We start from the raw sequence: 25,937 nt of genomic DNA, 5'->3' as shown, positions 1-25,937 counted from the left end.
CATGAACGTCGATCGCATGGTCATGGCTGTCGCCGGCGCGATGGTGCTCGCGAGCGTAACGCTGGCTTATCTGTTTTCGCCCTGGTGGATGGCTCTCGCTGCTTTTGTCGGGGCGAATATGTTGCAGGCCTCCTTTACCGGCTTTTGCCCTTTGGCCTTGATACTCAAGCGCATCGGCGTAAGACCGGGATCGGCCTTCTGACTTGCCAGGGCTCACGGCGTCGCGGCGCCGTCGCCTTTGGGCGGGTTCGACGTGAGGACCAAAAATGGCGTCTGACTGGATCGAGGATGTCCCCCTCCTGCGCGCGCTCGACGGGCCGACCAAGGCGATGCTGCGCGACGCGGCCATCCGCAAGCAAATCCCGCGCGGAGCCGTGCTTTTCCGTCCCGGCGACCAATGCGTGCAGTTTCCCCTGATCGTCTCGGGAACCGTGCGTGTCCAGCGCGTCACGGAATCGGGGCGCGAGATCGTGCTCTACCGCGTCTCAACCAATGAGACCTGCATTCTCACGACCGCTTCGCTGCTTTCCGACGACGCCTATGCGGCGGAGGGCGTCGCCGAGACGGATGTCGTCGCCTATATCGTGCCTGCCGAGCGTTTCGCCGCCTTGATGAACACTTCGGAAGGCTTTCGCGCGCTCGTTTTCGACGGCTACAGTCGGCGCATCGCCACGCTGATGTGCCGCATCGAAGAGATCGTCTGCACGCGCATCAATGTGCGGCTCGCCGAGCGGCTGCTCGCCTTGCGCGGCGTAGACAATCGCATTTGCGTCACGCAGCAGGCGCTCGCGGCCGATCTCGGAACGGCGCGGGAAGTTGTCGGGCGCACACTCAAGACGTTCGAGCGTTCGGGCTGGGTCAAACTATCGCGCGGAGGAACAGAAATCACCGACGCAGGGGCTTTGCGCGCGCTTTGCGATGCTGAGCGTGACTAAGTCGCTGTGAGCATCTCCTAATTTAGCTAGTTCGAATATAACGAGCGCGCGGCAGTCTGTCGCGACTGTGGGAGGATGTCAGATGGCTCACGTGGTGGTTCTCGGCGCCGGCATCGGCGGCGTCGCGGCGGCGATCGAAGTGCGCGAATCCTTGAAGAAGGAGCACAAGGTCACCGTTATTTCCGATCTGCCGAACTTTCAGTTCACGCCGTCAAATCCCTGGCTTGCGGTCAATTGGCGCAAGCCCGATGAATTGAAGGTGCCGCTCGCGCCGGTCTTCAAGAAGAAGAACATCGACTTCACGGATGTCGGCGCCAAGCGCGTGCATCCGGCGGAAAACCGCATCGAGCTCAATGACGGCGAAAGCATTTCCTATGACTATCTCGTCATTGCGACGGGGCCCAAGCTCGCCTTCGGCGAAATCCCGGGGCTGGGCCCGCATGGCGGCCATACGCATTCGATCTGCACGCTGCAGCACGCCGAAATCGCCTCGAAGGCCTGGGAAGAATTCTGCGAAAATCCCGGCCCGATCGTTATCGGCGCGTCGCCGGCTGTCTCGTGCTTCGGCCCCGCCTATGAATATGCGATGATCATCGTGTCGGATCTGCGCAAGCGCGGCATCCGCCACAAGGTGCCGATGACCTTTGTCACTTCCGAACCCTACATCGGCCATCTGGGTCTCGGCGGCGTCGGCGACACCAAGGGCCTGCTCGAATCGGCTTTTCGTGATCGCGACGTCAAATGGATCACCAACGCCAAAACCACCTCGGTGGAGCCGGGCGTCCTGAAATGCCAGGAGCTGAACGACGACGGCTCGGTGAAAAAGGAGCACGAGCTCCCCTTCAAATTCGCGATGATGATGCCGGCCTTCACGGGCATCGACGCCTTGATGGGAATTGAAGGATTGGTTAACCCGCGCGGCTTCGTCATCATCGACAAGAACCAGCGCAATCCGACCTTCAAAAACGTCTTCGGCGTCGGCGTCTGCGTCGCCATCCCGCCGGCCGAGCCGACTCCTGTCGCGACGGGCATGCCCAAAACGGGCTATATGATCGAATCGATGGTGACGGCGACCGCCCACAACATCGCGGCGGTCATCAACGGTAAGGAGCCGAAGGAAGAAGGCACTTGGAACGCGGTTTGCCTCGCGGATTTCGGCGATCGCGGCGTCGCCTTCGTCGCCCAGCCGCAAATTCCGCCGCGCAACGTCAACTGGTCGAGCCAGGGCCGCTGGGTGCACTGGGCGAAAGTCGCATATGAGAAATACTTCTTGCGTAAGGTGCGCAACGGACAGAGCGAGCCGGTTTACGAACGCTACATCATGAAGCTGATCGGAATCGAGCGCTTGCGTCGCGTTCTCTGATACAGCCGGCCCGGCGCGACCATCGGCCGCGCCGGGCCGCCAGACGACCGAGGAATCAACGCCAAATGCCGCGCAGCACCCTCCGCCGCGAACTGACCGTCGCGATCATTGTCAAAGTTGCGGCAATCTTCTTGCTTTATTTTCTTTTCTTCAGCCCGGCGCATCGCATCCATGTGACGCCGGCCGACATGGCTGCGGCGCTCCTGGAGAAGCCGCGACCGCGCTGATTCGAATATTGCGGTGTCTCTCGCTTCCCGCGAGCCAGGAGACATCTCGCAAGGCCGCCGAGCAGGCTCTGACCGGAAGGGCGCGTCTCCCTTTCCGGCAGCTTGCGCCAACGCAGGACAGTCGCAATGGACTTCGACGTTGTCACCCTCTCCCGTCTGCAATTCGCGCTGACGGCCCTATACCACTTCCTCTTTGTGCCGCTCACTTTGGGTCTCGCCTTGCTGCTCGCCATCATGGAGAGCGTCTATGTGATGACGGGGCGCGAAGTGTGGCGCGACGCGGTCAAATTCTGGGGCACGCTGTTCGGCATCAATTTCGTGATGGGCGTCGCGACCGGCATCACCATGGAATTCCAGTTTGGAACGAACTGGGCCTATTACTCCCATTATGTCGGCGATATTTTCGGCGCGCCGCTGGCCATCGAAGGGCTCATGGCCTTTTTCATGGAGGCGACTTTCGTCGGCCTCTTTTTCTTCGGCTGGAAACGGCTCACCAAGGTGCAGCATCTTGTCGTCACCTGGCTCGTCGCGCTCGGCTCCAATTTCTCGGCGCTCTGGATTCTCGTCGCCAACGCCTGGATGTCCAATCCCGTCGGCGCCGCCTTCAATCCGCAGACCATGCGCATGGAGCTCAGCTCCTTCCTGGAGGTGCTGTTCAATCCGGTGGCGCAGTCGAAATTCGTCCACACGGTCAGCGCCGGCTATGTGACCGGCTCCATGTTCGTGATGTCGATCGGCGCCTATTACATCCTGCGCAAGAAGCATATCGAGATTGCGCGCCGTTCGCTGACGGTCGCCGCGAGCTTCGGCCTTGCGTCCGCCTTGTCGGTCGTCGTGCTCGGCGACGAGAGCGGCTATACGGCGGGTGAGAACCAGAAGATGAAGATCGCCGCCATCGAGGCGATGTGGGAGACGGAGCCCGCGCCGGCGTCCTTCACGCTCTTCGGCCTGCCCGATCTCGAGACCCAGACGACCAAATATGCGATTGAAATCCCCTATGTCCTGGGCCTCATCGCGACGCGCTCATTCGACAAACCCGTCGAAGGCATCAAGCCGCTTGTCGAGCACAATGCAGAGCGCATCCGCAACGGACTTCCCGGCTATAAATGGATGACCCAGGAGGGCGGCCGCGTCGGCGTTTCCGTGCCGCCGCAGCTCGAAGGCTCGATGCGCGACGTCGGCCATTCACTGCTGCTCAAGCGCATCCGCCCCGACATCGAGAACGCCACCGAGGAGGAGATCAAGCAGGCGGCGCTCTCGACCGTCCCCGACGTGCCGGTTCTCTTCTGGAGCTTCCGCATCATGGTGGCGCTCGGCTTCTATTTCATCGCGCTTTTCGGCGTCGCCTTTTATCTCTCCAGCCAGCGGCGCTGCGGCCAGCCGTGGTTCCTGCGGCTGACCATGTTCAGCCTTCCCCTGCCCTGGATCGCGGCCGAGCTTGGTTGGATCGTCGCCGAATATGGCCGCCAGCCCTGGATCATCGACGGCGTGATGCCGACTTTCGTCGGCGTTTCGAGCGTGCCCGCCTCCAATGTCGCGGCGAGCCTCGCGGCCTTTGTCATCTTCTACACGGCGCTCGCCGCCGTCGATGTGGCGCTGCTCCTCAAATATATTCGCAAGGGCCCGCATCCCGCGCCTGCAGCCCCACCGCTGGCCGGCGCTTTGCCCGAAGCGCAACCCGCCTTCGACGCCTCGCGCTAAAAGGAACGCCATATGTTCGATTATGCGACCCTGCGCTTCATTTGGTGGGCGCTCCTCGGCGTGCTGCTCGTCGGCTTCGCCATCTTCGACGGCTTCGACCTCGGCGTCGCCCTGCTGCACCCCTTCGTGGCCAAGAAGGATGTCGAGCGCCGCGTGTTGATCAATACGATCGGCCCGGTGTGGGAAGGCAATCAGGTCTGGTTCATTCTCGGCGGCGGCGCGGTCTTCGCCGCCTGGCCACCGCTCTACGCCGCCTCCTTCTCGGGCTTCTATCTGGCGATGCTGCTGGTGCTGATCGGCTTTATCCTGCGACCTGTCTCCATCACCTTTCGCAGCAAGCGGGACGAACCGCTCTGGCGCGCGACCTGGGACTGGCTGTTTTTTGTCTCGGGCGCCTTGCCGTCGGTGTTGTTCGGCGTCGCTTTCGGCAATCTGCTGCTGGGCGTCCCCTTCCATTTCGATCAGTCGCTGCGCTTCCAATATGAGGGCGACCTTCTCAGCTTGCTGCATCCCTTCGCGCTGCTTTGCGGGATCGTGAGCGCGGTGATGTTGTTCATGCAAGGGGCCGCCTGGCTCGCGGGAAAGACGGAAGGCGAGATCAACGCGCGGGCGCGGGGCATCGGCGCGGCCGCCGCGCTGGCGCTTGTCTTGCTGCTTCTGGCGGGAGGGCTCTGGATCGCCACCGGAATCGCGGGCTATCGAATCGAGTCGGACGTTAATTACGCCGGCCCGTCCAACCCCTTCGGCAAGACAGTCGTGGCCGGCGCCGGCGAGTGGCTCCTCAATTACGCACGCTTTCCGCTTGCCGCATTTGCGCCGCTCGCCGCCCTTCTCGGCGCGCTCGGCGCCTCGATCCTGCTGGCGATCGGTTCGCCGCTCGCTATATTGGCCTCGAGCGTCTCTGTCGCGGGCGTTGTGACGACCGCGGGCTTCAGCCTGTTTCCCTTCCTGCTCCCCTCGTCCTCCCATCCGGACGAGAGCCTGACCGTGTGGGATGCGTCGTCGAGCCAGGCCACTCTCGGCCTCATGCTCGTCGCGGCCCTCTTCTTCCTCCCGATCGTGCTTACCTATACCTCATGGGTCTATTGGGTGTTGCGCGGCGCGGTGCGCGAGGCGGCGATCGAAAAAGGCGACGATCACTATTACTGAAGGGAGAAACGGCATGTGGTATTTTTCCTGGATCCTCGGCCTAGGGCTCGCCTGCGCCTTCGGCATCCTCAACGCCATGTGGCTGGAGCTCGACGACGACGACGAGCGCCGCAAGTAACGCGCGACGATGCGCCGCGGCCTTTTGGCGACAAAGTCGCTGATGGCACTGGCCGCGGCGACGCATATCTTTTGGGAACAAAAACCAAGGGAGGGTCGTGATGGAAGCGAATATCGGCCAGACGGATAAAATCATCCGTATCGTTGCGGGTCTCGTGCTGCTCAGCCTCGCGTTCATCGGTCCGAAAACGCCTTGGGGCTTCATCGGACTCGTTCCCCTTGCGACAGCCTTCATCAATTTCTGTCCGGCCTATAAGCTTCTGGGCATGAATACGCTCGGCAAATAGCAATTCCTTTCTATCGACGCCGGCGGCGAGGCGTGGATCTTTGGGCGACGAGACGGTCATTTTTCGCGCCCATGGCATGCATTGTCATGGGTGCGAGCACATTATCGAAAGGAGTCTGCGAAGACTTCCTGGCGTGCGCCGCGCCGTCGCCAGCTATCCGACCGAAACGGTCACGGTCGACTTCGATCCTCAGGCATTAAGCTTCGACGCGATACGTGACAGCGTCGAGGAAAATGGTTATCGCGTCGAAATTGGTGAGCGGCGCGAAAAGCCGCTGCTGCAACGGCTTGCATTATTCGGCGCCGCCGCTGCCGGTCTCGCAGGGCTGATCTACGTCGACACCCGATGGATCAGCGCGCACGGCTCCCCCGACATTGCGCAGCATATGAGCCTCTGGCTCATCTTCCTGCTCGGGCTCGTGACGGGCTTCCACTGCATCGGCATGTGCGGCGCCTTCGTCGTGAGCTACACGGCCGGGGATGCGCGCGCGGGCCGCTCGTCGCTCCTTTCGCATCTCGCTTTCGGCGCCGGCAAAACGCTGTCCTATACAGCGATCGGCGCCGCCTTCGGCGCGCTGGGCGCCATCATCGCCTTCACGCCGCTGTTGCGGGGCGTGGCGGGCGTCGCTGCGGGCGCTTTTCTCATCATCTTCGGGCTCAATATGCTGGGCCTGTTCGCGCCGCTGCGGCGCTTTCGCCTCGCCCTGCCGGCGCCGCTCGAACGCTGGGTGCATCGCGAGGCGAGCGGGCGTCACCGACCCTTCGTCATTGGCCTCCTCAACGGCTTGATGATCGCCTGCGGCCCCTTGCAGGCGATGTACGTGATGGCCGCGGGAACCGGCAGCGCCGTCGAGGGCGCGAAAATGCTCCTGGCCTTCGGGCTCGGCACGCTGCCGGTCATGCTCGCCTTCGGCGTCATCGCCTCGATGCTCTCGAATGCATTGACGCACCGCCTGCTGAAATCCTCGGGCGTGATCGTCGTCGCGCTCGGCGCGGTGATGATCAATCGCGGGTTCATCCTCACGGGCTGGGGCGTCGATCTCGGTTCTGTCGTGGCGCGGATGCAGCTAAGCGACGCGCCGATCGCGACGAGCGCCCCGGCGCCCGCGCCCACCCTGCAGACCATTGAGATGGAGGCGAATGCGCTCGGGTTTACGCCTTCGCGCTTCACGCTCATTCGCGGCGCGCCGGTCAAATGGGTGATCAACGCCACGCAAATCACGCAATGCAATCATCGCATTGTCGTCCCCGCCCTTGGCCTCGAATTCGATCTGAAGCCCGGGCTCCAGACCATCGACTTCACGCCGCAGAAAGCGGGCGTGATTCCGTGGAGCTGCTGGATGGGCATGATGCGCGGCGAATTCGACGTGGTGGAGCCCGGCGCGCCGCCGCCGGCGCCGAAAGAAGCCGCGCCGTCCGGCGTGCCGTGCCCGCCGGAGGCGGAACCGGCGCCTGTCGAAAAATATGTCGTCCAGCGCGGCGATACGCTGAGAAGCATCGCGAAGAAAAAATACGGCAGCGTCGCGCGCTGGCGCGAGATCGCCGCGGCCAATCCGGGCGTGCATGAGGGGAGACTTAAAAAGGGTCAGGTTCTGACGCTGCCGCCGAAAGCGCGGCCGTGACGATTTGCTCTGGCGGGTCTTCGAGAAAGCGCGCTAGGCTCAGCCATTCGAGAGGGAGAAAGAGATGCGGGTTCTATTCCCTGTTGCGATGATTTGCGGCCTGTCGCTTCTCGCCGTCGGCGCCATGGCGCAGGACCATCACGATCACATGCAGATGATGTCGAAGATGCCGAAGGACTCGCGCATCGGGGTCGACATGCCGCCGCCGATGAAGGCGCATATGCTCACGAATATGCGCGGCCATCAGCAGGCGGTCGCGGACATTCTGGCGGCGCTCGCCAAGAGCGACGGCGAGGGCGCGGCGAAAATCGCCGAGACGCATCTCGGCATGGGCTCGCCGGGCTCGGCCGCCTGCAAGCCGGATGCAAAGTCGGGCGGCCTCGGCGAGATGCCGATGATGATGGCGAGCCATATGCCGGAAGCCATGCAGGGGCTCGGCATGGCCATGCATGCGCAGGCGACGAAATTTGCTGAAGAGGCGGCAAAGCTGAAGCAGGGCGGCGATCCGCGTCCGGCGCTTGCCGAGCTGAGCCAGGTCGTGCAAGCCTGCAACGCCTGTCACGCCGCCTATCGGCTGCAATGACCGAACGAGCGGGCCCGCCTCGCTCTATCAGGAGTTTTTCTTGCGCATCGCGACCTGGAACGTGAATTCCGTCCGGCAGCGGCTCACGCCGCTGCTGGCCTTTTTGAAGGAGACCGCGCCGGACGTCCTCTGCCTGCAGGAGCTCAAATGCGAGGAGAGCGCCTTCCCGCGCATGGAGGTCGAAGACGCGGGCTATAACGTCTTTCTGCATGGGCAGAAGACCTTCAACGGGGTGGCGATCCTCTCCAAACATCCAATCGAGGAATCGCGCGTCGGCCTGCCCGATTTCGATCATGAGGGGCAATCGCGCTACATCGAGGCCGTGATCTCGCACGAGGGCGGGGCCCTGCGCGTGGCGAGCATCTATGCGCCCAACGGCAATCCCGCGGACACGCCCAAATACGACTATAAGCTCGCCTTCATGGAGGCGCTGACGCGCCACGCCGCTGCGCTCCTGCAGCTCGAGGAGGCGACGGTGCTCGCGGGCGATTACAACATCATCCCGGAGCCTTGCGACGTCCACGACCCGGCCGCCTGGGCCAGCGACGCGCTGTTCCTGCCGCAGAGCCGAAAGGCCTATCGGCGGCTCCTGAACCTCGGCTACGCCGATGCGCTGCGCGCCGTCACCGATGGCGCCGGGCTTTATACCTTCTGGGATTATCAGGCGGGCGCCTGGCAGAAGAACAAGGGTATCCGCATCGACCATCTGCTGCTCTCGCCGCAGGCCGCCGACCGGCTCGAGGGGGTGGAGATCGTCAAGGCGATGCGGGCGGGGGAGAAGCCCTCCGACCATGTGGCGATATTTGCGCAGCTCGGCTGATCAGGCCAGCGACCCGACCGACCGCCAGATAACATAAAGCGCGACAGTGACGACGATTCCGGCGAAGGCTGTCGCCAGCGTGCCGCGCTGGGCGGAAAGGCGGCGCGCGGTCGCCGCGCCGATCATGCCGCCGATGACGCCGCCGCCGAGGATCGCGCCCGCGAGCGCCCAGTCGACCAGACCGGAGACCGCATAGTTAGCCGCCGTCGTTACGCCGAAGGCCGTGACCGAAACAAGCGAGGAGCCGATCGCGTTGAGGATCGGCAGATTGGCCGCGAACATCAGGGCCGGAACGATCAGAAAGCCGCCGCCGACGCCGAAGAACCCGGAAAGCGCGCCGGTCGCGGCGCCCGTTGCGGCGAGGCGCGGGAAATTCTCGCGGCTCAGCCGCACCTGCGGATGACCCTGCCCGCGGCGATTCAGGAACATCAGCGCGCCGACGACAAGCATCAAAAGCCCGAAGAGGGCGAGCAGCTTCTCGCCATTGATGAGCTTGCCGAGGCTCGAGCCGCCAAAGGCGCCGAGCGCGCCGAAAAGGGCGAAGACCGAGGCGCAACGCCATTTGATCGCGCCCGATCGGGCGTGGTTGACGAGGTTGAAGACGGCGTTGACCGACACAGCCACGGAGCTCGTGCCGATGGCGATATGAGGCTCCGGCACGCCGACGAAATAGACGAGAAGCGGCACGGCGAGAACCGAGCCGCCGCCGCCGATGAGTCCGAGCGTAAAGCCGACGAAGACGCCGGAGAGCGCGCCGGCGGCAAGTTTCATCACAAAGGGCGTCAGCATCGGCGATCCTCTGGATCACAACATTAGATATTGCTTATTTAGATAATTCGCATATATCCTTGCGGCAAGCAAGCGCGCGACGGAGAGAAAACATGTCGGCGACGATCAGGGGGTTCTTCGACGAAGCCACCTTTACCATCACCTATCTCGTGTCCGATCCTGCGACCAAGACGGCAGCGATTATCGACCCCGTGCTCGATTTCGAGCCGGGCGGGGGCATTGCCGACACACGCGGGATCGAAACCGTTTTATCCGTCGCTCGCGAAGAAGGGCTGACGATCGCGTGGGTTCTCGAAACCCATGCACATGCCGACCATCTCTCGGCCGCGCCAATCGTGAAAGCCGCCACCGACGCGAAAGTCGGCATCGGCGAGCATATCATCGAGGTCCAGGACATATTCCGCCCAGTATTTTTGGCTGACGACATCGCGCCCGCGGGCCGCGACTTCGACCGGCTGTTCAAGGACGGCGAGCGCCTGCCGCTCGGCGAGATCGACATAGAGGTCTTGTATACGCCGGGGCATACGCCCGCCTGCGTCTCATACAAGATCGGCGACGCCGTCTTTGTCGGGGATACGCTGTTCATGCCGGATTACGGAACCGCCCGCGCCGATTTCCCGGGCGGAGACGCGCGGGCGCTTTACCGGTCGATCCGCCGCCTGCTGGCCCTGCCCCCGCAGACGCGGCTCTTCATGTGCCACGACTACAAGGCGCCCGGCCGTGATTTCTATCGTTGGGAGACGACGGTCGCCGAGGAGCGCGCGAAAAACGTGCAGATAAAGGAAGGGGTGACTGAAGATGAGTTCGTCGCAGACCGCCAGAAGCGGGATCAGGCGCTAGCGGCGCCCCGTCTTCTGCTGCCATCCATCCAAGTGAATATCCGCGCCGGCCGCTTCCCGCCGCCGGGACCGGACGGCGTCCGCCGGCTCCTTGTCCCGGTAAAATTCAAAGGCGCCGCAGCGCCCGCGGAGTAGCGTCACACCAATCGGCCCGCCGTCATTGCGAGCGAAGCGAAGCAATCCAGGGCCGCCACACGGCTCTGGATTGCTTCGTCTCTTCGCTCCTCGCAATGACGGCGGGTGCTAAGTTAGTTTCGCTCGCGCAGATAATCTTCCAGCAAAGCGACGGCGGCTTTGCGTTCCGCCTCGTTGGCGGTCGCCAGCGCCTTTGCGTGCGAGTCGACGATCCATTGCTCGTTGACCCCGCCGCCCGCTGCAGCGTCGCGGGCGAGCGTCAAATACATTAGTCCGCGCGCTTTCTGCGCGCCGCCGCCCGCCTCGCCGTTGAACATCAATCGGCCGAGCATCGCTTGCGCCTGCGCATGGCCTTTGCGCGCGGCAAGCTCGAGCCAGTTGACGCCCTGCCGCATGTCTTTCTTCACGCCCGCGCCGTCGAGATACATGCGGGCGAGATAAAACTGCGCGTCGGCGTTGCGGAAATAGGTCGCCGCGTAGCGGAAGAGATCAAAGGCGCGGTCGAGATCGGGCTCGATCTTGGCCGAGGTCAGGCCGTCGCGCAGATAAAGGCCGACCGCCACAAAGGCGTTCGCCGCCATGGAGCGCTCGCGCGGGTCCGGCTCCTCCTCGGCGAAATGGTCGACGATCTTCGAGAAGTAATCGTAAGCCTTGGCGTCGTCGCGGTTGACGCCGTCGCCGTCGGCGTACATCCGGCCGAGCTTCCACTGCGCCAGCGGCTCGCCCCCTTCGGCGGCGTAACGCAGCGCTGCGACGGAGGTGGCCGCGTCGCCGGCGTGATAGCTCTCCAGCCCGGCGCGCAGAGCGGCGCGGGGATTCTTGAAGATGGGAAGCGGCGTTGTCTCCGGCGCGCGCGCGGAGGGGGCGTCGAGCGCCGGGGCGGGGGCGACGAAGGCGGTCACGAGCATGGCGAAGCTCGCCGCGAAGAGGCCGAGCGGAAGCGCCACACGCTTTGTCGTTTGCGGTGCGGCGAGAGTAAAATATTTTTGCGCGGATCCGACCATAATTATCCGACTTCCTCGACCCGAGACGCCAAGCTGGCGCCTGAACGCGACACACGCACCGGCCGGCATCCTCGACGCGCAACGAAAAATAGGAGCGCGCGCCCACGGGGCGAGGTCGCCGCCGAAGGTGTCTTCCCGCGTCTTGGAGGAGCAAGTGACAGGGGGGAGCTTATCTCAGCTTTTATGGCTGAAAAGGGGCTTCTGAGCCATGTTCGCGGCTGTTAAATCTAATCTTCGGCGCCTGTTGCAACAACAACACAACTACTGTTGCAAAATTGCAGCAGGGGGCAGGCTTGGGCCCTGCCATTCGGCTCGAATCCTACCGAGAGATTAACGCTGTGCGTTTCTCGCCCCTTGGGAGTTGTGCTTACATCCCCAGAGGCCGATGGGGCGAATCAGGGCCCCGGCCCCGCGCATAAGGACCGACGCATGGCATCATATTCACGCGCCCCCGTCTTCATCAGCCTTGCTGCGAGCGCCGCGCTTTTCGCTGCGCCCGCTCTCGCCGCCGGGGATGCGCAAAAGGGCGCGGTCATCGCCAAGCGCTGGTGCGCGAGCTGCCACGTTGTCTCCGGCGATCAGACGACGGCGGTCGCCGACGCGCCCTCCTTTTTCGACATCGCCAAGCGGCGCGCCGACAAAAAGCAAATCGGCAATTTCCTCATCGATCCGCACCCGCCGATGCCGGACATGCATCTCTCGCGCAGGGAGATCGACGACATCACGAGCTACATCCGCAGCCTCGATCCGAGCCCCCAGCCGCCGGAGCAGAAGGACAAGGACGATGCGCTGCCGCAAAAAGGCTGAGTAGGACGAGAAGCGCGTGGCTTACGCGGTCAAGGAAGCTTTCAAGACGCTGCAGGGCGAAGGACGGCATGCGGGCCGCGCCGCCGTCTTCTGCCGCTTCGCCGGATGCAATCTATGGAGCGGGCGGGAGGAGGATCGCGCGGCGGCCGAATGCCGTTTTTGCGATACGGATTTCATCGGGACGAGCGGCGAGGGCGGGGCTAAATTCGCGGACGCCCAGGCGCTGACGGCGCATCTTGCCGCGCTTTGGGGGCCGGGGCGCGAGGGGCGGTTCGCCGTGCTGACCGGCGGCGAGCCCATGCTTCAAATCGACGCGGCCCTCGTGGACGCGCTTCACGCGGAAGGGTTCGAGATCGCGGTCGAGACCAATGGCACGCTCCCCGCAACGCCCGGTCTGGATTGGATTTGCGTCTCTCCCAAGGCCGGAACGACGCTGACGCAGACGCGCGGCGACGAATTGAAGCTCGTTTATCCGCAGGAGGGAGCCGATCCGGCCCTTTATGAATGCCTCGACTTCCGGCATTTTCTGTTGCAGCCCATGGACGGCCCGGAGATTCTGCGCAATACGAAGGCCGCGGTCGACTACTGCCTCGCCCATCCGCGCTGGCGGCTGTCGCTGCAGACGCACAAGATGATCGGGGTGAAGTGACGGTGGCGAGTTTCGAGGTCTTCCGCGAATTTTATTTTGAGGCGGCGCACGCCCTCTACGATCCCGAGGCGAAGGACGGCGGCAAATACCGCAACCTCCACGGGCACTCCTTTCGCGTGCGCGTGACTCTGCGCGGCGAGCGCCACGGCGAGGAGCAATGGGTCATGGACCTCGGCAAGCTCGGCCGCCGGCTCGCCGAGCTGCGCGAGAAGCTCGACCATTCCTTCCTCAATGATCTGGAAGGTCTCGGCAAGCCGACGCTCGAAAACCTGTGCCATTATATCTGGCGCGACCTCGCGCCCGCGCTCCCCGGCCTCTGCGAGGTTGGCATTTTTCGCGATAGCTGTTTCGAAGGCTGCGTTTACAGGGGCGACTAGGCCTAACTCAGGACGGCGGGCGCCTCCGCGACGAGAAAGTCGATCGCCCGCCTGACGCGCATCGGCATTTGCGGCCCTTGCGGCCAGAGCAGCATGACGTCGAACACGACGCGCGGCTCGTTTGGCATCACCTCGACCAGAGCGCCGGTCTCCAGCCACTTCTTCGCCAGATAGGATGGGAGCCAGGCGAGGCCGAACCCCATGACGGTGGCGCTGGCGAGCGCGTCGAGATCGTCGAAACGCGCGCGGGCAGTGGTCGCGAAGGCGGGGACGCGCCCGCAGGCGTCGGGCAAGCGCCAATGGCGCATGGCGTTGGCGCGCGTGTAGATCAGCAGATCGTGGTTTTCGAGATCGGCCGGCGTCGCCGGCGCGCCGCGCTTCGCGAGATAGTTGGGCGCGGCGCAGATTGTCATCCTTTGCGCGCCGAGGCGTCGGCCGGCGACGCCGGTCGAATCCAGCGTTGCGGCGATCCGGACCGCAAGATCATAGCCTTCCTCGATCAGATCGACGGGCCGGTCGGAGAAGGACATTGCGAGCTCGAGGCGCGGATGCGCCGTCGCAAATCTCAAAAGCAATGGCGCGATGCAGTGGCGGCCGAGGCAGACCGGCGCCGTGACCCGCAGGACGCCGGCCGGCTCTCGCCGGCCCGAGGCCATTGCGCCGCGCGCCGCATCGAGCTCGGCCATCGCGCGCCGCGCGTGCTCATAATAGAGCTGGCCATCTTCCGTCAGGCTCTGGCTGCGCGTGGTGCGATGGAAGAGCCGAACCCCGAGCTGCGCCTCGAGCCGCGCGATGGCTTTGCCCACCGAGGATCGCGACAGGTTGAGCGCCCGGCCGGCGGCCGAGAAGCCGCCCGCCTCCGCGCAAGCCAGAAAAATCGACGTGAGGCTGAGAGGGTCCATCAGCGCCTCATTCCATTTCCGGTTGAACCGCTCGCATTGGGCCGTTCATTCCCGGCGGGCTGAAAGCCCGACCGGGAATCCAGAGCCTCAGAAACGCTGATTTTGCTCTGGATTCCCGATCGCTCGCTCCGCGAGCGTCGGGAATGACGCCGAACTGATCAAACGGGTCTCGTTTCATTGGCTCTCAAAACGATACAATATGCGGAAAGATCAGCGCAACTGTAGCCCTTTAGCGCATTTATCATCCCAGCTCCGCATCGAGACAGGAGCATTGGGATGAAGGCTTGGACGATCCATTCTTTTGGCCGGGACAATCTGAGGCTCATTGAAATGGCGCGCCCCGAGCCGGGCCCCGGCGACGTGCTGGTTCAGGTCGCGAATGTCTCCCTGAATTATCGCGACCAGCTCGTCATCGAGGGGAAGCTCGGCGGCGGCTTCGACTTTCCCTTCACGCCCGGTTCTGATTTCGCCGGGAGGGTGGCGTCCTGCGGCGCCGGCGTCACGCGTTTCAGCGTCGGCGACCGCGTCATATCGAGCTACGTGCCCGGTTGGATCGACGGGTTGCCGCGGGGGTCGGCGGCGCGGCCTTATACGACGACCATGGGCGGGCCGTTGCCGGGCGTGCTGGCGGAGTTCGTCGCCATGCCCGCCGATTGGCTGGTCCGGGCGCCGCGGAGCCTCTCCGATGCGCAGGCGAGCACGCTGCCGGTCGCCGGCGTCACCGCCTGGACCGCGCTGGTCGAAACGGGGCGGCTTCACGCCGGTCAGACCGTCCTCGTGCAGGGCACCGGCGGCGTCGCGCTGTTCGGCGTGCAGATCGCGCGGGCGCATGGCGCAAGGGTGATCGTCACCTCCAGCGACGACGGCAAGCTCGAACGGGCCAAGGCGCTCGGCGCCGACATCGGCGTCAATCGCACCGCCGGCGATTGGGCGAAGGCGGTGATCGAGGCCACCAACGGGCGCGGGGCCGACCATATCCTCGAAATCGCTGGCGGCGCCAATCTCGGCAAGTCGGTGGAGGCGGCCGCCGTCGGCGGCCAGATTTCGGTCATCGGAATTATCGAGGGGCTCGACCTCACGGCGCCAGCGCTTCCGCTCATGCTCAAGCAACTTGTTATCAGGGGCGTTTTCGTTGGCCACCGCCGCGCCACCGAGGATTTCGTCGCGGCGGTCGAAACAATCGGCCTGCAGCCCGTGATCGACCGGCGCTACCCCTTCGACGCGCTGCCCGAGGCTCTCGCCCATCTGGCGCGCGGGCCCTTCGGAAAGATCGTCATCGACGTCGCGCAAGCGCAAAATGGGTGAGCGGAGCGCGCTTGCGTCATGGGCGCGCGGATCGATCCCCGCGCGCCATTCATAGATTTGTTCTCTCCGCCTATCCGAAAAGAGCCCTAGAAATCATGCGGCATCGTCGCTATTGCGCTTCTAAGGCGCGGTCTCTACGCTTGCGCCCATCATTTCAGCAAAAAGTCCGCCGAGGCGGCCGCAGCCGGCGCCGCTTACAAGAGCGGAGTCGAGGGGAACCCACAGGAAATGGCGAATAACAAGGTCATCAGCGCCGACGAGGCGATTGCGCTCATTCGCGACAATGATGTCGTGACCACCACGGGCTTCGTTCAGAGCTGCATTCCCGAGGCGCTCCACGCCGCGCTGGAGAAGCGTTTCGTCGAGTCCCAGCATCCGCGCGACCTGACCTTGATCATGACCGCCGGCGCCGGCGACTCCAAGGGCCTCGGCACCGGCCGCTTCCACCACGAGGGCCTGCTCAAGCGCGTCATCGCCGCCAATTTCGGCCGCATGCCCAAGGTCGCGCAGGCCGCCCAGGAAAATAAGATTCTGGGCTACAACCTGCCCCAGGGCGTCATCTCGCAGCTCTACCGCGCCTGCGCCGCCGGTCAGCCCGGCCTGTTCTCGAAAGTCGGTCTTTATACTTATGTCGATCCGCGCTTCGGCGGCGGCAAGGTGAACGACGTCACCACCGAAGACATCGTCAAATATCACAACATCCAGGGCGAGGAGTGGCTCTTCTATATCTCCACCAAGATCGACGTCGCCTTCATCCGCGGCACCTCGGCTGATCCTTCCGGCAATATCAGCATGGAGAAGGAGGCGCTCGTCCTCGACAATCTCGCCCAGGCCATGGCCGCGCACAATAATGGCGGCCTTGTCATCGCGCAGGTCGAGCGCATCGTCGAGCAGGGGTCGATCAAGCCCAAGGACGTGCATGTGCCGGGCATTCTGGTCTCGGCCGTGGTGGTCGCCGATCAGCCCGAAATGCACCGTATGAACTACGGCGTCATGTACAATGCGGCGCTCGCCGGCGAAGTGCGCGTGCCGGTCGAGAAGCTCTCGAAGATGCCGCTCGACGAACGCAAGGTCATCGCGCGCCGCGCCTCCTTCGAGCTGCCGCCGAATGGCGTCGTCAACCTCGGCGTCGGCGCGCCGGAGGGCATCGCCGCCGTCGCCAATGAAGAAAAGCTCACGCCCTATATCACGCTGACGACGGAAGCCGGCGCCATCGGCGGCGTGCTCGCCTCGGGTTCGAGCTTCGGCGCCGCGACCAACGCCGACAGCATTATCCAGCAGAACCAGCAGTTCGATTTCTATGACGGCGGCGGTCTCGACATGACCTGCCTCGGCATGGCCGAATGCGACCTGCAGGGCAACGTCAACACCTCGAAGTTCGGCGGGCGCCTCAACGGCTGCGGCGGCTTCATCAACATTAGCCAGAACGCGCGGCTCGTGGTCTTCGCCGGCACCTTCACCAATGGCGGACTGCGCGTCGAGATCGCCGACGGCAAGGTCAATATCCTTCAGGAAGGTCGCAACAAGAAGTTCCTGAACTCCGTCGAGCAGACGACCTTCTCCGGCAAATTCGCGCAGAAGCGCAAGCAGCCGGTCTATTACGTCACCGAGCGCTGCGTCTTCCAGCTCAAGGAGAATGGTCTGGAGCTGGTCGAAGTCGCGCCCGGCATCGACATCGACAAGCACATTCTGCCCTTCATGGATTTCAAGCCGATCATCAATGATCCGCAGCTCATGGACCGTCGCATCTTCATCGACGAGCCCATGGGGCTGATCAACGATCTGCTGAATCTCAATCTCGATCAGCGCATCAGCTACGACGCCGCGCGCAATATTCTCTTCCTCAATCTCGAGGGCTGGAACGCGCGCACCAAGAAGGACGTCGATGAAATGCGTCAGGCGCTCGTCGCCGCCTGCCAGAAGGTCGGCAAGCGCGTGAATTCCGTCGTCAACCACGACGGCGCTCGGATCGCCGAGGCGCTCTACGACGATTACGCCGAGATGATCGAATATCTGAGCCAGCATTATTATCTGACGACGACGCGCTATGCGACGAGCGCCTTCGCCCGCATGAAGATGAAGGAAGCCATGGCCAAGCGCGGCCTGCAGCCCCACGTCTTCGAGCGCCGCGAGGCGGCCGAGACCTTCCTCGAAGTGGTCGCGGCCGAAGAGGAAAAGGCGCCGGCGTAAAGCAAGAGGTCGTTTCGCGATTGTCGACGGCCGCCTTCGGGCGGCCGTTTCTTTTTTGGCCCGCCCGCCGTCATTACGAGGAGGCGTAGCCGACGAAGCAATCCACACAGCCGTTGCCGCCCTGGATTGCTTCGCTTCGCTCGCAATGACGTGGCGCCCCAAAAAAGCAAAGGCCCCGTCGCCTTGTGCGAACGGGGCCCAATGCTTCTCTGGGAAGCGGCTGGTATGATGTCCAGTTTCGGGAAGGAACGCTCGCTGCTTGGCCTTCGCGGCGAGCTGTCCTCAAATGCTAGGGAATTTTTCGGAACGGGACATGTCAGGCAGCGCTGAGCCTGGCTTCCCGCTTTGACCGGAACCAAACGCCGGTCAAATGATCTGACCCGGTGGCGTCATGCTCCTCCGCAACTAAAGTTGCTCGACCGCTCCGCCGGTGACAGGGAGTCCGCCGGCGTCTCCTGTATCGCTGCCGCATCGAGGTCCCGCCCGAGCGATCCCGCCTCTATTTGCCGAAGCGGTTGCGATGTAAGGGAAATGTTGCTCCCGTTTCCCGTTTCCGTCAAGCGACAAGTTGAAGCAGCCAGGGCTCCGAATCCAGGTTAACAAACCCTGCGCAGCCGCTCATGCCCGCGCTTGTCGCGGGCATCCACGCGGGGACATTGCGACACGCGGGCAGAAGAAGCGGCGTTATTCCGGCTCATGCTCTCAGCTTCTCACGTCGGCGCGGCGTGGATGGCCGCGACAAGCGCGGCCAGGACGCTGGAACATGTCTGCTCGTTAACCTGAATTTGGGGCCCTGTCGAAGTGGGCCATTGGCCCCCTGCCGCATTTGCGCCTTGCGTGATGTGTGATCAACGCATATAGATATCTTTATATCTAGCGTCAGAAGGCCGCATGACCGACCCCAATTCCCTCAGGCTGGACCCCGCGCTCGCGGCGCTCAACGCCGCCGCCGAGGAGACTCGGCTGCGGTTGCTTGCACTGCTTTCCCAGTCCGAGCTTACCGTCAGCGAGGTCGTCACCATTCTTGGCCAGTCGCAGCCGCGCGTTTCCCGCCATCTGAAGCTTCTGGTAGAGGCAGGCCTGGTCGAGCGTCGGCGTGAAGGCGCCTGGGCATTCTTCCGACTGTCGCCCTCCGGACAGGCGGGCGCCATGGCGCGCGACATCGCCGCCTGGCTCGACCCCAATGATGCGGTTCTCGCCGAGGATCAGGCGCGCCTTGAAGACGTGCGCCAGGCCCGCGCCGAAAACGCCGCCCGCTATTTCGCCGCCCACGCCGCCGAATGGGACGATATCCGCTCGCTCCATGTGCCCGAGGCGCGCGTCGAGGACGCCATGCGTGAGGCTGTGGGCGACGCGCCGGTGCGCACCCTGCTCGATCTCGGCGCCGGCGCCGGGCGCATGCTGGAGCTTTTTGCGCCGCTCGCGGAACGCGCCATCGGCGTCGATCTTTCGACGGCCATGCTCGCCGTCGCGCGCGGGCGCATGGAGGAGACCGGGCTGCGCAACGTCCAATTGCGACAGGGCGACATTTACGCTTTGCCGATCGAGCGCAATTCCGTCGATCTCGCGATCATGCATCAGGTGCTGCACTATCTTGATGATCCGGCCCGCGCGCTGCGCGAGGCCGCCCGCGTATTGGCGCCCGGCGGGCGGCTGCTCGTCGTCGACTTTGCGCCCCATCAGGAGGAGGCCTTGCGCGACAAGCACGCCCATCGCCGCCTCGGCTTTTCCGAGAGCGAGATCGCCGACCTTCTCGCCCAGGCGGGTTTGGAGACGGTGATGCACCGCGCGCTTTCACCGGCGGCCGGCGAGGGCGCAAAGCTGACTGTTTCACTTTGGCTCGCGCGCGATCCGCGCCTGATCGCCGATCCGATTCCTGCTTCTTCCTACGAGACCGCCTGATGTTCAACGCGCTGCATCCGACCGCCTCCGGCACGCGGTTCAATATCTCTTACGAATTCTTTCCGCCCAAGACGGCGGAGATGGAGACGCAGCTTTGGGCGTCGGTGAAGCGTCTCGAAGCCCTGAGGCCGCATTTCGTCTCCGTCACCTATGGCGCGGGCGGCTCGACGCGCGAGCGCACCCATGCGATCGTCGCGCGCATCGCCCGCGAGACCGTCATGAAACCGGCGGCGCATCTCACCTGCGTGTCGTCCTCGAAAGAAGAGATCGATGAGATTCTGAGCGCCTATTGGGAGGCTGGCGTGCGCCACATCGTGGCGTTGCGCGGCGATCCGCCGACAGGCGTCGGCACGGCGTTCGAACCCAACCCCAAGGGCTACGCCAGCTCCTCCGATCTCGTGAACGGCATTCGCCGTCTGCATGATTTCGAGATTTCGGTGTCGACCTATCCGGAGGGTCATCCCGAGAGCCGCTCCATCGAACAGGATCTCGATGCGCTGCAGGCGAAGATCGACGCCGGCGCGACGCGCGCCATCACGCAATTCTTCTTCGACAACGATGTCTACTTCCGCTTTCTCGACAAGGCGCGCGCGCGCGGCATCACGATCCCGATCGTGCCGGGCATCATGCCGATCCGCAACTTCAAGCAGGTCGCCAATTTCGCCGCGAAAGCTGGCGCGAGCGTGCCGCGCTGGGTCGCCGAGCGTTTCGACGGCCTCGACGAAGATCAAGAGACCCGCGCGCTTGTCGCCGCGACGACCGCCGTCGAGCAGGTGATGGGCCTCGCCCGCGCCGGCGTCGAGGAGTTTCATTTCTACACCAACAACCGCGCCGATATGGTCTTCGCCATATGCCACCTGCTCGGCGTTCGTCCCCTTCGCGAGAAAGTAGACGCATGACTTTCGACAAAGCTCACGGCCCGAACATTCTGAAGGCGCTCGAAGAGGCGGCGAGCAATCGCATCCTCATTCTCGACGGCGCCATGGGCACGATGGTCCAGCGCCATAAATTCGAGGAAAGCCATTTCCGCGGGGAGCGCTTCAAGGACCACCCTAAGGATCTGCGCGGCAACAACGACCTCTTGATCCTTACCCAGCCCGAGGCGATCAAGGCGATCCACGTCGCCTATCTCGAAGCCGGCGCCGATATCATCGAGACCAACACTTTCAGCGGCACGACGATCGCGCAGGCCGATTACGGGCTCGAATCCGTTGTGTTCGAACTCAACCGTGAAGGCGCCAAGCTCGCGCGCGCAGCGGCCGATGAAGTGGCGGCAAAAACCGGCGTGCGCCGTTTCGTCGCCGGCTCGATGGGGCCGACAAATCGCACGGCGTCGATTTCGCCGGACGTGTCGAATCCAGGCTTCCGCGCCGTCACCTTCGACGAGCTGCGCGCCGCTTATAAGGAGCAGGCGCTGGGCCTCATCGCCGGCGGCGCCGACATCATGCTGGTCGAGACGATCTTCGACACGCTGAACGCCAAGGCGGCGATCTATGCGCTCGAAGACGCGTTCGAGGAAGTCGGCACGCGTTTCCCGATCATGATCTCGGGCACCATCACCGATCTTTCCGGGCGCACGCTGTCGGGCCAGACGTCGGTCGCCTTCTGGAATTCGCTCGCCCACGCCAAGCCTTTTTCGATCGGCTTCAATTGCGCGCTCGGCGCGCGCGAAATGCGCCAGCATATTGCCGAGATCAGCCGCGTGGCCGACACGCGCGTCTGCGCTTTCCCTAATGCCGGCCTGCCCAATGAATTCGGTCTCTATGACGAGAGCCCGGAATATATGGCGGAGCTCGTCGGGGAATTCGCCGCGGCGGGGCTGGTGAACGTTCTCGGCGGCTGCTGCGGCACGACGCCCGATCATATCGGCGCCATTGCGCAAAAGGTGAAGGGCATGGCGCCGCGCGTCGTGCCGAAGATCGAGCCGCTGCTGCGCCTCTCGGGCCTCGAGCCCTTCGCGCTCACCAAGGATATTCCCTTTGTGAACGTCGGCGAGCGCACCAATGTCACGGGCTCGGCCAAGTTCCGCAAGCTCATCACCAATGGCGACTACACGGCGGCGCTCGACGTCGCGCGCGATCAGGTGGCGAATGGCGCGCAGGTCATCGACATCAATATGGACGAGGGCCTGCTCGACTCGCAGCAGGCCATGGTCGACTTCCTCAACCTGCTCGCCGCCGAGCCGGACATCGCCCGCGTGCCGGTGATGGTGGATTCATCGAAATTCAGCGTGATCGAAGCCGGCCTCAAATGCCTGCAAGGCAAGGGCGTGGTGAATTCGATTTCGCTGAAGGAAGGCGAAGAGAAATTCATCTCAGACGCTCAGAAAGTGCGCCGCTACGGCGCCGCCGTGGTGGTCATGGCCTTCGACGAAACGGGCCAGGCCGATACGCTTCGACGCAAGACCGAAATCTGCGCGCGCGCCTATAAGATCCTTACAGAAGAAGTCGGCTTCCCGCCGCAGGACATCATCTTCGATCCCAATATCTTTGCGGTCGCGACGGGCATCGAGGAGCATGAGAATTACGGCGTCGACTTCATCGAGGCCACCCGCACCATTAAGCGCGATCTGCCTTACGCCCATGTCTCGGGCGGTGTGTCCAATCTCTCCTTCTCCTTCCGCGGCAATGAGCCCGTGCGCGAGGCGATGCATTCCGTCTTCCTCTACCACGCCATTCAGGCGGGCATGGATATGGGCATCGTCAACGCCGGACAGCTTGCGGTCTACGCCGAGATCGACCCGGAGCTGCGCGAGCTTTGCGAAGATGTGGTGTTGAACCGCCGCAAGGACGCGACCGAAAGGCTGGTGGAAGCGGCGGAGCGATTCAAGGGCGCCGGCGCCAAATCGGCGGAGAAGGACGCCGCCTGGCGCGAGAACAGCGTCGAGAAGCGTCTCGAATATGCGCTCGTGAACGGCGTCACCGAATATATCGACGCCGACGTCGAGGAAGCGCGTCAGAAAGCGACGCGCCCGCTCGACGTCATCGAAGGCCCGTTGATGTCCGGCATGAATGTCGTGGGCGATCTCTTCGGCGCCGGCAAAATGTTCCTGCCGCAAGTCGTGAAATCCGCGCGCGTGATGAAGCAGGCGGTCGCCTATCTCATGCCTTTCATGGAAGACGCGAAGGATGCGCGCTCTTCGGCGGGCAAGATTTTGCTCGCCACGGTGAAGGGCGACGTGCACGACATCGGCAAGAACATCGTCGGCGTGGTGCTCGGCTGCAACAACTTCGAGGTGATCGACCTCGGCGTCATGACGCCGGCGGCGAAGATTCTCGAAATCGCGAAGCAGGAAAAGGTCGATCTCATCGGCCTCTCCGGCCTCATCACCCCATCCCTGGATGAGATGTGCTTCGTCGCTTCCGAGCTGGAGCGCGAAGGGCTCGACACGCCGCTCCTGATCGGCGGCGCGACGACGAGCCGTGTGCATACGGCGGTCAAGATCAACCCGAACTATCGCCGCGGCCAGGCGGTCTATGTCACCGACGCGAGCCGCGCGGTGGGCGTCGCGCAGGCGCTCGTCTCGCAGAAGACGCGCGGCGACTACATCGCCGAGACGCGCGCGGAATATGAGCGCGTCGCCGACGCCCATGCGCGTGCGCAGGCGGAGAAGCAGCGCGTCTCGCTCGCGCAGGCGCGGGCGAATCGCTACAAGATCGACTGGGCGGCCTATGAGCCGACCAAGCCGAGCTTCACGGGCGCGCGCGCCTTTGCGAGCTACGACGTCGCGGAGCTTGTTCCCTATATCGACTGGACGCCCTTCTTCCAGACCTGGGAGTTCAAGGGCCGCTATCCCGCTTTGCTCGACGATCCGGAGCGCGGCGCGGCGGCGCGCCAGCTCTTCGACGACGCGCAGGCGATGCTGAAGCGCATTGTGGAAGAGCGCTGGTTCACGCCCAAGGCGATCATCGGCTTTTGGCCGGCGAACAGCGTCGGCGACGACATCGCGCTTTACACGGGCGAGTCGCGCAACGAGGCGCTCGCGACCTTCTTCACGCTGCGCCAGCAGCTCGGCAAACGCGGCGGCAAGGCGAATATTGCGCTCTCGGATTTCGTCGCGCCAAAGGAGAGCGGCAAGGCGGATTATATCGGCGCTTTCGTCGTCACCGCCGGCGCGGAGGAGGAGAAGATTTCCGCCCGCTATGCGCGCGCCAATGACGACTATGGCTCCATCATGGTGAAGGCGCTCGCCGATCGTATCGCGGAAGCTTTCGCCGAGCGCATGCATGAGCGCGTGCGCCGTGAGTTCTGGGCCTACGCCAAGGACGAGGCCTTCGCGCCGCAGGAGCTGATCGCCGAACCCTATGCCGGCATCCGCCCGGCGCCCGGCTATCCGGCGCAGCCCGACCACACCGAGAAGGCGACGCTGTTCACGCTTCTCGATGTCGAGAAGCGCACGGGCGTGAAGCTCACGGAAAGTTTCGCGATGACGCCGGCGGCGTCGGTCAGCGGCCTCTATATCGGCCATCCGCAGGCGCATTATTTCGGCGTCGCCAAGGTGGAGCGCGATCAGGTCGAGGATTACGCGCGCCGCAAGGGCATGTCGGTAACGGAGGTCGAGCGCTGGTTGGCGCCCATCCTCAACTATGAGCCCACGACGGCTGAAGCGGCGGCGTAAAAAAGGCGCGGCCGGCGCTTTGCGTCGGCCGCCTTTCTCGAGAATTTCATAGTATTTCAAAAACAATTCAAACTTTACGCAAAAACATCCTCATTTAGTATACAAAACTTCGCAGTCTTGAATACAACTTGCAAACCCTTGCAAGCATTCGGGAATTTGATTTCCAAAAAATTGACTATGCTTGCTTCGCGGCATGATGGCGCGGTCTTTCTCGGCGGGGCCGCGTCTTTTTTTGGGCGAGCAAGATGAAACTGTCAGCAGGGCGGAAAGCGTTTTCGGCGCGAGGATCATTCTTTCGGGAGGACTCCGGCTCGACCGGCGTTATCTTCGGTTTGGCCTTCATCCCCGCCTTTCTGATGGTGGGCGCCGCGCTCGACTATCGCAACGCGACGGTCATGAAATCGCGGCTCCAGAGAGCGGTCGATTCCGCCTCGATTGCGATTGCGCAGGCCGATGCGACGACCTCGCTCACGGCGCAGCAAGCGATTGCGCAAAACATCGTCTACGCCCAGCTCGGTTGGACGGCGACCGCGATTGGCGTGACCGTTGCCGCCAATGACCACACGGGCGGCTATGTGGTGAGCGCCGCCGCACGCGTCCCGACGATCATCATGAAGCTCGCGCAGGTGGACGCCATCCCGATCTCCGCTTCGGCGACGGCGGCGCAGACCCAGGCGAGCGTCAGCGGCGGCGGCGCAGGCTGCGTCCTCTCGCTCAACCAATCCGCCGTGGAGGCGCTCGACTGGACCGGCAACGCCAATGTCACGCTCCAGAGCTGCGACATTTACGGCAATTCCGGCGCGAGCGATGCGCTCCAGGTGAGTGGCTCGGCGCAACTATCGGCGCGGATGGTCAGCGTGAACGGCAATATCGCTGTGCAGGGCGGCGGGACGCTCAACGCCATCCAACTGACCGGGCAGCCGCGCCTGCCAGACCCCTATGAGTCGCTCCCTCTGCCGAGCTTCTCCGGCTGCGACCACAATGGATTTTCGACCAATGACGGCGGCCCACTCAACCCCGGCGTCTACTGCAACGGCCTGTCGATCAACACCAACAGCGGCTCCAAAGGGCCTGTGACGCTGAACTCGGGTCTTTATGTCATCGACGGCGGCCAGCTCTCCATCAACAGCCAGGCGCAGGTGACCGGCGTCGGCGTGACGATCGTCTTTACGCAACACTTGGGGACCGGCTGGGCGAATGCGACCATCAACGGCGGCGCGCAAGTCGATCTCGAGGCGCCCCTGCCGGGCGCGACAGCCGGCGTCCCCGGCGTCGTCATATATGGCGACCGCTCGATGGCGACGGGGACGCCGTTCAAGTTGAACGGCGGCTCCTCGCAGACCTTCAAAGGCGTGGTTTATCTTCCCGAAGCCAGCGTGTCGTTCAACGGCGGCGCGGCGACGTCGAGCGGGTGCATGCAGCTCATCGCCGATACGGTGACATTCACCGGAGATTCCAACATCGACATCTCAGGGTGCGGCGCGTTCGGCGTGACAAGCTTCGGCTATAGCCTTCAGCGCACGGTGCGGCTCGCCTTTTGACAGCCGTTCCGTGCGGGCGGCTTCCACGGCGCATGTTTTCGCCCTATGCAGGTTGAAGCGCGTCCGGCCGTCTCTT

24 protein-coding genes are annotated in these 25,937 nt (G+C 63.7%); 21 read left to right on the top strand and 3 right to left on the bottom strand.

The features are described from left to right. The first annotated feature begins 1 nt into the window (after position 1). The 11 genes from QNA11_RS13745 (at position 2) to xth (ending at position 8,803) form a co-directional block, all read left to right on the top strand. Positions 2-202: a YgaP family membrane protein gene (locus QNA11_RS13745; RefSeq protein WP_202070833.1), complete on the top strand. Its 201-nt coding sequence runs from the start codon at positions 2-4 to the stop codon at positions 200-202. A gap of 64 nt (positions 203-266) precedes the next feature. Next, positions 267-935 (top strand): Crp/Fnr family transcriptional regulator, encoded by a 669-nt coding sequence (locus QNA11_RS13740; protein ID WP_283483462.1) that lies wholly within the window; start codon positions 267-269, stop codon positions 933-935. An 82-nt stretch (positions 936-1,017) separates the two neighbouring features. Then, on the top strand, positions 1,018-2,298 hold the full coding sequence (locus QNA11_RS13735; RefSeq protein ID WP_202070831.1) for an NAD(P)/FAD-dependent oxidoreductase: 1,281 nt from the start codon (positions 1,018-1,020) through the stop codon (positions 2,296-2,298). A 65-nt stretch (positions 2,299-2,363) separates the two neighbouring features. After that, positions 2,364-2,525, top strand: coding sequence for a cytochrome oxidase putative small subunit CydP (gene cydP, locus QNA11_RS13730; RefSeq protein WP_283483461.1), 162 nt, complete (start codon positions 2,364-2,366; stop codon positions 2,523-2,525). 126 nt (positions 2,526-2,651) lie between these two features. Then, entirely contained in the window at positions 2,652-4,226 is a 1,575-nt protein-coding gene (locus tag QNA11_RS13725; protein WP_283483460.1) for a cytochrome ubiquinol oxidase subunit I, read from the top strand. A gap of 12 nt (positions 4,227-4,238) precedes the next feature. Continuing rightward, the gene (gene cydB, locus QNA11_RS13720) at positions 4,239-5,375 is read left to right on the top strand and encodes a cytochrome d ubiquinol oxidase subunit II (protein ID WP_283483459.1); all 1,137 of its coding nucleotides are present in this window, start codon (positions 4,239-4,241) and stop codon (positions 5,373-5,375) included. A gap of 13 nt (positions 5,376-5,388) precedes the next feature. Continuing rightward, positions 5,389-5,493: a cytochrome bd-I oxidase subunit CydX gene (gene cydX, locus QNA11_RS13715; RefSeq protein ID WP_165049298.1), complete on the top strand. Its 105-nt coding sequence runs from the start codon at positions 5,389-5,391 to the stop codon at positions 5,491-5,493. A 100-nt stretch (positions 5,494-5,593) separates the two neighbouring features. Beyond that, positions 5,594-5,779, top strand: coding sequence for a YgaP family membrane protein (locus QNA11_RS13710; protein WP_283483458.1), 186 nt, complete (start codon positions 5,594-5,596; stop codon positions 5,777-5,779). Positions 5,780-5,819: 40 nt separating this feature from the next. After that, positions 5,820-7,400 (top strand): urease accessory protein UreH domain-containing protein, encoded by a 1,581-nt coding sequence (locus QNA11_RS13705; protein ID WP_283483457.1) that lies wholly within the window; start codon positions 5,820-5,822, stop codon positions 7,398-7,400. Positions 7,401-7,464: 64 nt separating this feature from the next. Beyond that, the gene (locus QNA11_RS13700; protein WP_283483456.1) at positions 7,465-7,983 is read left to right on the top strand and encodes a hypothetical protein; all 519 of its coding nucleotides are present in this window, start codon (positions 7,465-7,467) and stop codon (positions 7,981-7,983) included. Positions 7,984-8,023: 40 nt separating this feature from the next. Next, a complete protein-coding gene (gene xth / locus QNA11_RS13695; protein ID WP_283483455.1) occupies positions 8,024-8,803 on the top strand; it encodes an exodeoxyribonuclease III in 780 nt (259 codons plus the stop codon). Here xth and QNA11_RS13690 read toward each other — a convergent pair whose 3' ends face one another. After that, on the bottom strand, positions 8,804-9,592 hold the full coding sequence (locus QNA11_RS13690; RefSeq protein ID WP_283483454.1) for a sulfite exporter TauE/SafE family protein: 789 nt from the start codon (positions 9,590-9,592) through the stop codon (positions 8,804-8,806). Positions 9,593-9,684: 92 nt separating this feature from the next. On the opposite strand from QNA11_RS13690, the gene QNA11_RS13685 reads away from it, so the two are divergent. Next, positions 9,685-10,566, top strand: coding sequence for an MBL fold metallo-hydrolase (locus QNA11_RS13685; protein WP_283483453.1), 882 nt, complete (start codon positions 9,685-9,687; stop codon positions 10,564-10,566). 113 nt (positions 10,567-10,679) lie between these two features. On the opposite strand, the gene QNA11_RS13680 is transcribed toward QNA11_RS13685, so the two are convergent. Next, positions 10,680-11,570, bottom strand: coding sequence for a tetratricopeptide repeat protein (locus QNA11_RS13680; protein WP_202070822.1), 891 nt, complete (start codon positions 11,568-11,570; stop codon positions 10,680-10,682). Between the two features lie 429 nt (positions 11,571-11,999). Between QNA11_RS13680 and QNA11_RS13675 the strand changes: the two genes are divergently transcribed. From QNA11_RS13675 to QNA11_RS13665, 3 genes are read left to right on the top strand one after another with little or no spacing between them, the layout of a single operon-like run. Next, a complete protein-coding gene (locus QNA11_RS13675) occupies positions 12,000-12,377 on the top strand; it encodes a c-type cytochrome (protein ID WP_202070821.1) in 378 nt (125 codons plus the stop codon). A gap of 16 nt (positions 12,378-12,393) precedes the next feature. Further along, complete coding sequence (gene queE / locus QNA11_RS13670) at positions 12,394-13,026, top strand: 7-carboxy-7-deazaguanine synthase (RefSeq protein WP_283483452.1); 633 nt, start codon at positions 12,394-12,396, stop codon at positions 13,024-13,026. After that, the gene (locus tag QNA11_RS13665) at positions 13,023-13,403 is read left to right on the top strand and encodes a 6-pyruvoyl trahydropterin synthase family protein (RefSeq protein WP_283483451.1); all 381 of its coding nucleotides are present in this window, start codon (positions 13,023-13,025) and stop codon (positions 13,401-13,403) included. Before queE ends, QNA11_RS13665 begins: the two co-directional genes overlap by 4 nt. A gap of 2 nt (positions 13,404-13,405) precedes the next feature. Here the strand turns inward: QNA11_RS13665 and QNA11_RS13660 are convergent, their stop codons facing one another. Beyond that, complete coding sequence (locus QNA11_RS13660; protein WP_283483450.1) at positions 13,406-14,305, bottom strand: LysR family transcriptional regulator; 900 nt, start codon at positions 14,303-14,305, stop codon at positions 13,406-13,408. Positions 14,306-14,581: 276 nt separating this feature from the next. Between QNA11_RS13660 and QNA11_RS13655 the strand changes: the two genes are divergently transcribed. The 6 genes from QNA11_RS13655 to QNA11_RS13630 all read left to right on the top strand — a co-directional run bounded on the left by QNA11_RS13655 (position 14,582) and on the right by QNA11_RS13630 (position 25,861). Continuing rightward, positions 14,582-15,610: a zinc-dependent alcohol dehydrogenase family protein gene (locus QNA11_RS13655; RefSeq protein ID WP_283483449.1), complete on the top strand. Its 1,029-nt coding sequence runs from the start codon at positions 14,582-14,584 to the stop codon at positions 15,608-15,610. Between the two features lie 228 nt (positions 15,611-15,838). Further along, positions 15,839-17,800, top strand: a complete 1,962-nt coding sequence (locus QNA11_RS13650; RefSeq protein WP_202070818.1) for an acyl CoA:acetate/3-ketoacid CoA transferase — start codon at positions 15,839-15,841, stop codon at positions 17,798-17,800. An 891-nt stretch (positions 17,801-18,691) separates the two neighbouring features. Then, positions 18,692-19,702: an ArsR/SmtB family transcription factor gene (locus QNA11_RS13645; RefSeq protein WP_283483448.1), complete on the top strand. Its 1,011-nt coding sequence runs from the start codon at positions 18,692-18,694 to the stop codon at positions 19,700-19,702. Next, positions 19,702-20,601, top strand: a complete 900-nt coding sequence (gene metF, locus QNA11_RS13640; protein WP_283483447.1) for a methylenetetrahydrofolate reductase [NAD(P)H] — start codon at positions 19,702-19,704, stop codon at positions 20,599-20,601. Before QNA11_RS13645 ends, metF begins: the two co-directional genes overlap by 1 nt. Beyond that, positions 20,598-24,320, top strand: a complete 3,723-nt coding sequence (gene metH, locus QNA11_RS13635; RefSeq protein ID WP_283483446.1) for a methionine synthase — start codon at positions 20,598-20,600, stop codon at positions 24,318-24,320. Before metF ends, metH begins: the two co-directional genes overlap by 4 nt. 245 nt (positions 24,321-24,565) lie before the next feature. Further along, entirely contained in the window at positions 24,566-25,861 is a 1,296-nt protein-coding gene (locus tag QNA11_RS13630; protein WP_283483445.1) for a TadE/TadG family type IV pilus assembly protein, read from the top strand. The last annotated feature ends 76 nt before the right edge of the window (positions 25,862-25,937 follow it).

The sequence above is a fragment of the Methylocystis sp. JR02 genome (genome assembly GCF_030063565.1).
Classification (GTDB): Bacteria; Pseudomonadota; Alphaproteobacteria; order Rhizobiales; family Beijerinckiaceae; genus Methylocystis; species Methylocystis iwaonis.
Note: the sequence above shows the minus strand (reverse complement) of the source record. Positions and strands in the feature narration are given on the sequence as shown.

Coding starts and splice junctions, on each gene's coding strand:
- QNA11_RS13745 (WP_202070833.1), top strand. CDS start 2: ATGAACGTCGATCGCATGGTCATGGCTGTCGCCGGCGCGATGGTGCTC.
- QNA11_RS13740 (WP_283483462.1), top strand. CDS start 267: ATGGCGTCTGACTGGATCGAGGATGTCCCCCTCCTGCGCGCGCTCGAC.
- QNA11_RS13735 (WP_202070831.1), top strand. CDS start 1,018: ATGGCTCACGTGGTGGTTCTCGGCGCCGGCATCGGCGGCGTCGCGGCG.
- cydP (WP_283483461.1), top strand. CDS start 2,364: ATGCCGCGCAGCACCCTCCGCCGCGAACTGACCGTCGCGATCATTGTC.
- QNA11_RS13725 (WP_283483460.1), top strand. CDS start 2,652: ATGGACTTCGACGTTGTCACCCTCTCCCGTCTGCAATTCGCGCTGACG.
- cydB (WP_283483459.1), top strand. CDS start 4,239: ATGTTCGATTATGCGACCCTGCGCTTCATTTGGTGGGCGCTCCTCGGC.
- cydX (WP_165049298.1), top strand. CDS start 5,389: ATGTGGTATTTTTCCTGGATCCTCGGCCTAGGGCTCGCCTGCGCCTTC.
- QNA11_RS13710 (WP_283483458.1), top strand. CDS start 5,594: ATGGAAGCGAATATCGGCCAGACGGATAAAATCATCCGTATCGTTGCG.
- QNA11_RS13700 (WP_283483456.1), top strand. CDS start 7,465: ATGCGGGTTCTATTCCCTGTTGCGATGATTTGCGGCCTGTCGCTTCTC.
- QNA11_RS13690 (WP_283483454.1), bottom strand. CDS start 9,592: ATGCTGACGCCCTTTGTGATGAAACTTGCCGCCGGCGCGCTCTCCGGC.
- QNA11_RS13685 (WP_283483453.1), top strand. CDS start 9,685: ATGTCGGCGACGATCAGGGGGTTCTTCGACGAAGCCACCTTTACCATC.
- QNA11_RS13680 (WP_202070822.1), bottom strand. CDS start 11,570: ATGGTCGGATCCGCGCAAAAATATTTTACTCTCGCCGCACCGCAAACG.
- QNA11_RS13675 (WP_202070821.1), top strand. CDS start 12,000: ATGGCATCATATTCACGCGCCCCCGTCTTCATCAGCCTTGCTGCGAGC.
- QNA11_RS13660 (WP_283483450.1), bottom strand. CDS start 14,305: ATGGACCCTCTCAGCCTCACGTCGATTTTTCTGGCTTGCGCGGAGGCG.
- QNA11_RS13655 (WP_283483449.1), top strand. CDS start 14,582: ATGAAGGCTTGGACGATCCATTCTTTTGGCCGGGACAATCTGAGGCTC.
- QNA11_RS13650 (WP_202070818.1), top strand. CDS start 15,839: ATGGCGAATAACAAGGTCATCAGCGCCGACGAGGCGATTGCGCTCATT.
- QNA11_RS13645 (WP_283483448.1), top strand. CDS start 18,692: ATGACCGACCCCAATTCCCTCAGGCTGGACCCCGCGCTCGCGGCGCTC.
- metF (WP_283483447.1), top strand. CDS start 19,702: ATGTTCAACGCGCTGCATCCGACCGCCTCCGGCACGCGGTTCAATATC.
- metH (WP_283483446.1), top strand. CDS start 20,598: ATGACTTTCGACAAAGCTCACGGCCCGAACATTCTGAAGGCGCTCGAA.
- QNA11_RS13630 (WP_283483445.1), top strand. CDS start 24,566: ATGAAACTGTCAGCAGGGCGGAAAGCGTTTTCGGCGCGAGGATCATTC.